This window comes from Pseudomonas sp. NPDC087690 (assembly GCF_044743175.1).
In the GTDB taxonomy this organism is placed as follows: Bacteria; Pseudomonadota; Gammaproteobacteria; order Pseudomonadales; family Pseudomonadaceae; genus Aquipseudomonas.
Genome location: NZ_JBIUVX010000088.1, coordinates 1 through 4,909 on the forward strand (window position 1 = coordinate 1; position 4,909 = coordinate 4,909).

The 4,909-nt window shown below is 59.5% G+C and carries 5 protein-coding genes and 1 pseudogene; 5 read left to right on the top strand and 1 reads right to left on the bottom strand.

The genetic code is table 11. The features are described from left to right. Both ACIPIZ_RS29335 and ACIPIZ_RS29340 read left to right on the top strand, forming a co-directional pair. Positions 1–162: 50S ribosomal protein L19 (locus ACIPIZ_RS29335; protein ID WP_401168997.1), on the top strand; the 162-nt coding region annotated here is incomplete at its 5' end. Between the two features lie 91 nt (positions 163–253). Beyond that, complete coding sequence (locus ACIPIZ_RS29340; RefSeq protein ID WP_105705650.1) at positions 254–667, top strand: acyl-CoA thioesterase; 414 nt, start codon at positions 254–256, stop codon at positions 665–667. 89 nt (positions 668–756) lie between these two features. Here ACIPIZ_RS29340 and ACIPIZ_RS29345 read toward each other — a convergent pair whose 3' ends face one another. Continuing rightward, entirely contained in the window at positions 757–2,568 is a 1,812-nt protein-coding gene (locus ACIPIZ_RS29345) for a sodium:proton antiporter (RefSeq protein WP_064393254.1), read from the bottom strand. 108 nt (positions 2,569–2,676) lie between these two features. Here ACIPIZ_RS29345 and xerD point away from each other — a divergent pair, with 108 nt between their 5' ends. From xerD to ACIPIZ_RS29360, 3 genes and pseudogenes are all read left to right on the top strand, one after another. Next, entirely contained in the window at positions 2,677–3,573 is an 897-nt protein-coding gene (xerD, locus tag ACIPIZ_RS29350) for a site-specific tyrosine recombinase XerD (RefSeq protein ID WP_064393253.1), read from the top strand. Positions 3,574–3,828: 255 nt separating this feature from the next. Then, entirely contained in the window at positions 3,829–4,560 is a 732-nt protein-coding gene (dsbC, locus tag ACIPIZ_RS29355; protein ID WP_105705657.1) for a bifunctional protein-disulfide isomerase/oxidoreductase DsbC, read from the top strand. Positions 4,561–4,690: 130 nt separating this feature from the next. Then, positions 4,691–4,909: pseudogene (locus ACIPIZ_RS29360) on the top strand (homoserine dehydrogenase); the annotation flags it as partial.

A 4,909-nucleotide genomic window follows, 5' to 3' on the forward strand; every position in this document is an offset into this window, starting at 1 on the left:
AAAATCTCCAACGGTGTTTGCGTAGAACGTAATTTCAAGACCTACTCCCCGAAGATCGACAGCATGGCTGTGAAACGTAGCGGTGACGTACGTAAAGCCAAGCTGTACTACCTGCGCGACCTGTCGGGTAAAGCAGCTCGCATCAAGGAAAAACTGGCTTAAGTCCAGCTTCCGATGCAGAAAAAAGCAGCCTACGGGCTGCTTTTTTGTTGCCTGCAATTTATTCAACGTATTTTCGTTTCAGGCCCGAACCATGACCACCCGCGACCAGGAAATCCAGCGCCGTACCGAACTCTCGGTAACCCGCGTAACCAAGGCCGTCTTCCCGCCGACCACCAACCACCACAACACTTTGTTCGGCGGCACCGCATTGGCATGGATGGACGAAGTCTCGTTCATCACCGCCACGCGTTTCTGCCGGCTGCCGCTGGTGACTGTGTCCACCGATCGCATCGACTTCAACCACGCCATCCCGGCCGGCTCCATCGTTGAGCTGGTCGGAAAGGTGATCAAGGTCGGCAACACCAGCCTCAAGGTCGAGGTAGAAGTCTTTGTTGAGAGCATGAGCTGTGATGGCCGCGAGAAAGCGATTCATGGGCAGTTCAGCTTTGTCGCGATTGATGATGAGAAGCGGCCGGTGCCGGTGCTGCCGGGTTTTGCTGCCTGATCTGAAACCGAGTCGAAGCCATCGCGAGCAGGCTCACTCCTACAGTTGGAAAGCGTTCCCTGTAGGAGTGAGCCTGCTCGCGATTCGATTCAAGAGGCGCCGCTGGCCTCAGGCTGAATCAACGCCAACAACGTCCACCCCGCCCCAGGCTTCAACGCCGTCTCCGGCGTCACCACATGCACCCAGCCGCTGTCATCACGCATAAACAGCAAGGTCGCACGATTACCATGCAGCGCCTGGTAGTCCTCCCAGCCAAAACCATCAGTCAACGTTGTGCTGTACAACTCGGCACCCTGACCCATCTGGCTGGCCAGTTTCGCGTAGGTAAACGCCTCGCTGCCCAATTGATTGCCACGATGCTCCAGGCTCGCACGATGCTTGTCGCTGCGTCGGCTTTCATGCCCGCTGGCCAGACCAAACAGGCGCTGATGGCCGAAATCATGCCGAAAGCGCATCGCCGCCAGAGTATTGAGTTCGCCCGACGGCGACAGCGCCAGCAAATGCCCCAGCCCGACCAGATCCAGATGCGCATCGGCATGTTGCGAGGCCGGGTTGCCGAAATATGTCGGCAAGCCTTCCATGCGTGCCGCACGAATATTTTCCCAACTCGAATCGGTCAACAGCACGCGGCTGCCCAGTTGCTGCAGCGATTTGCCCAGCTCCCGCGCTGGCCCGTTTGCGCCGACGATCAGGAATCCACTTGGCGCTGGCTCTGCAACCTTCAACAGGCGTGCAAGTGGTCGCGCAGTCGCACTCTGCAGCACAACGGTGCCGATGATTACCGCAAAGGTCAGCGGCACCAGCAGCAATGCGCCCTCGTGTCCGGCCTCATGCAGACGAATTGCAAAAATCGCCGACACCGCCGCCGCAACGATCCCCCGTGGCGCAATCCAGCACAGCAGTGCGCGCTCCCGCCAGCTCAGGCTCGATCCAGCCGTGCTGAGCAGCACGTTCAATGGCCGGGCGATCAGCTGAATCACCAGCAACAGAATCAACACCAGCGGCCCAAGGCCGATCAAGGCGTACAAATCCAGGCGCGCCGCCAACAATATGAACAGCCCGGAAATCAGCAGCACGCTGAGGTTTTCCTTGAAGTGCAGGATGTGCCGCACATCCACGCCCTTCATGTTCGCCAGCCACATGCCCATCAACGTTACCGCCAGCAAACCGGACTCGTGCATCACCTCGTTGGAGGCAATGAAAATCCCCAACACCGCCGCCAGCGAGGCGAGGTTATGCAGATACTCCGGCAACCACTGCCGACGGATCACTGTGCCGAGCAGCCAGCCACCGACAATGCCGAACACCGCGCCGCACAGAATCACGCCACCAAAGGTGAACAGGCTCTGCTTGAGGCCATGACCTTCAGCGCTGGCGATGATGAAGCTGTACACCACCACGGCGAGGAGGGCGCCGATCGGGTCGATGACGATGCCTTCCCAGCGCAGAATGTTGGCGATCGAAGCTTTCGGCCGCACCACCCGCAACATCGGCACGATCACGGTCGGGCCGGTGACCAGCGTCAGGCTGCCAAAGAGAATGGCCAGCATCCAGTCGAAGCCGAGCAAAAAGTGCGTCGCGACGGCGATGACTACCCAGGTCGAGATCGCCCCGATGGTTACTAAACGATGGACAACGCTGCCGATCTCGCGCCATTCGGAGAGGTGCAGGGTCAGGCTGCCCTCGAACAGAATCAGCGCCACCGCCAGCGACACCAGCGGCATCAGCAGTGGGCCAAACATTTCCTGCGGATCAAGCCAGCCCAATACCGGGCCGACCAGGATCCCCGTCAGCAACAGAAACAGAATCGCCGGCAGCTTCAGGCGCCAGGCCAGCCATTGGCAACCCAGCGCCGCAGCGCCAATCCCGCCAAATGCCAATAGAATTTGCTGCTCGTTCATTGATGCTCCCTGTTCCTTGAAATTGCGGGCTATGAAAGACTAGCGCCCATTCCTACAGTTCACTCTACATTTGCTCACAGTCCTTGAGACTGTGTGACTTGAGCGCCCATGCCTGCCATCGATCATCCCCTCATTGACCAATTCCTCGACGCGTTATGGCTGGAAAAGGGCCTGTCCGATAACACCCGTGGCGCCTATCGCAGCGATCTGGCGCTGTTCAACGGCTGGTTGCAGGAAAAGAACCTGGAACTGATCAATGCCGGCCGCGAGCTGATCCTCGATCACTTGGCGTGGCGTCTGGAGCAGAACTACAAGCCGCGTTCCACGGCGAGATTTCTCTCCGGTGTGCGTGGCTTTTATCGCTATCTGCTGCGGGAAAAGATGATCGGCGTTGACCCGACGTTACGCGTCGACATGCCACAACTGGGTCGGCCATTGCCCAAATCCCTGTCGGAGGCCGATGTTGAGGCGTTGCTCAAAGCGCCGGATCTGAGCGAAGCCATCGGCCAGCGCGACCGCGCCATGCTTGAAGTGCTGTACGCCTGCGGTTTGCGGGTGACCGAACTGGTCAGCCTGACGCTGGAGCAAGTCAACCTGCGCCAGGGCGTATTACGCGTGATGGGCAAGGGCAGCAAGGAGCGGCTGGTGCCGATGGGCGAGGAGGCGATTGTCTGGGTCGAGCGCTACATGCGTGATGGTCGTGGCGAGTTGCTCGGAGGGCGGCCCAGCGATGTGCTGTTCCCCAGTCAGCGCGGCGAGCAGATGACCCGCCAGACGTTCTGGCACCGCATCAAGCACCAGGCCAAGGTTGCTGGAATCGGCAAGTCGCTGTCGCCGCACACCTTGCGTCACGCGTTTGCCACGCATCTGCTCAACCATGGCGCGGACTTGCGCGTAGTGCAGATGCTGCTCGGTCACAGTGACCTTTCCACCACGCAGATCTATACCCATGTCGCCCGCGCTCGATTGCAGGATCTGCACGCCAAACACCACCCGCGCGGCTGAATAAAAATTCCTGTGGGAGCGAGCCTGCTCGCGAAGAGGGAGTGTCAGTCAGCGTTCATTTAGCTGACACACCGCTTTCGCGAGCAGGCTCGCTCCCACAAGGATCTGTGCAGTCCTGAAAGTGTGGCGACAGGCGCATTCGGCCACCGTGACCTTATGTGTTAGGCTTTGCCGGTTTGCACGATGGACGGTTATGACCCGGTGTTCCGGCACGGGCGTTCTGACCGTTTCATTTGTCCGCCTTCAGGAGTTCTCATGCGTCTGACCCAGATTTTCGCCGCCGCAGCCATTGCGTTGGTCAGCACCTTTGCCGTCGCCGATGACGCGGCCGACAAAGCCATTCGTAAAAGCCTGGAAAACCTCCAGCTCGAAGTCCCGGTCGAGAGCATTTCCGCCAGCCCGTTGCCGGGCATGTACGAAGTCAAGCTCAAGGGCAGCCGCGTGCTGTACGCCAGCGCCGACGGCCAATACGTGGTGCAGGGCTATCTCTTCCAGCTCAAGGACGGTAAACCGGTCAACCTGACCGAAAAGACCGAGCGCCTGGGCATCTCCAAGCTGATCAACGACATTCCGGTTGCCGAAACCGTGGTCTACCCGGCCGTGGGCGAAACCAAATCGCACATCACCGTGTTCACCGACACCACCTGCCCGTACTGCCACAAGCTGCACGCCGAAGTGCCGGAGCTGAACAAGCGCGGCATCGAAGTGCGCTACGTCGCGTTCCCGCGTCAAGGCCTGAACTCGCCGGGTGACGAGCAACTGCAAGCCGTGTGGTGCTCGAAAGACAAGAAAGCGGCCATGGACAAAATGGTCGATGGCAAGGAAATCAAGGCCGCCAAGTGCGAGAATCCGGTTTCCAAACAGTTCGCCCTCGGTCAGTCGATTGGCGTGAACGGTACACCGGCCATCGTTTTGGCCGACGGACAAGTCATTCCGGGCTACCAGCCTGCGCCACAAGTCGCCAAACTGGCGCTGGGCGCCAAGTAATTCGCATCGTCACGGTCAACCGTGACGATCATGGTCCGGCAGCGAGATCGCCGGGCCATTAATAGAGAGCCGCGAGCACGCGGTTGTTTTCCGGCCGACCCTGAGTCGGCCGTTTTATGGGGAGTTCACAGTGAATCCGGTCAAAGTAGGCATCTGTGGGTTAGGGACCGTCGGTGGCGGTACCTTCAACGTACTTCAGCGCAACGCCGAGGAAATTGCTCGTCGTGCCGGGCGTGGGATTGAAGTGGCACAAATTGCCACGCGCACGCCAAAGCCTCAGTTCCAGACGACCGGTATTGCGTTTACCAACGATGTCTTCGCAGTGGCGCCGAACCCTGAGATCGACCTC